The 413-nt window shown below is 44.6% G+C and carries 1 pseudogene; it reads right to left on the reverse strand.

Annotation, left to right across the window (positions count from 1 at the left end):
* Positions 1-413, reverse strand: a pseudogene (locus N7931_RS19645) (NADP-dependent phosphogluconate dehydrogenase); the annotation flags it as partial.

Here is a 413-nt window from a genome sequence, read left to right on the forward strand (position 1 = left end):
TTTTTGTCGCCGCTAAATTCAATTTTAGGGCCGTCAATCACTTGTGAGGCTTGTACTCGTTCGTCTTTTTGGGCTGAGATACAGCGGGCAAATACGGATTCTGCAATTAGGGTTAATGGTACACCTAAGTCTAGTGCGACTATGCCTGTCCATTTACCTGTGCCTTTTTGGCCAGCTGTGTCTAGGATTTTTTCAACTAGCGGTTCGCCGTTTTCATCACGATAAGCGAAGATGTCGCGGGTGATTTCAATTAGGTAGCTGTCGAGTTCGGTTTCGTTCCATTCTTTAAATACTTGGTGAATTTCGTCTGCTGATAGGCCTAGTACGGTTTTCATTAGTTGGTAGGCTTCGCAGATAAGTTGCATGTCGCCGTATTCGATACCATTGTGAACCATTTTGACAAAGTGACCTGC

Source organism: Catenovulum sp. 2E275, from assembly GCF_025515275.1.
GTDB lineage: Bacteria > Pseudomonadota > Gammaproteobacteria > Enterobacterales > Alteromonadaceae > Catenovulum.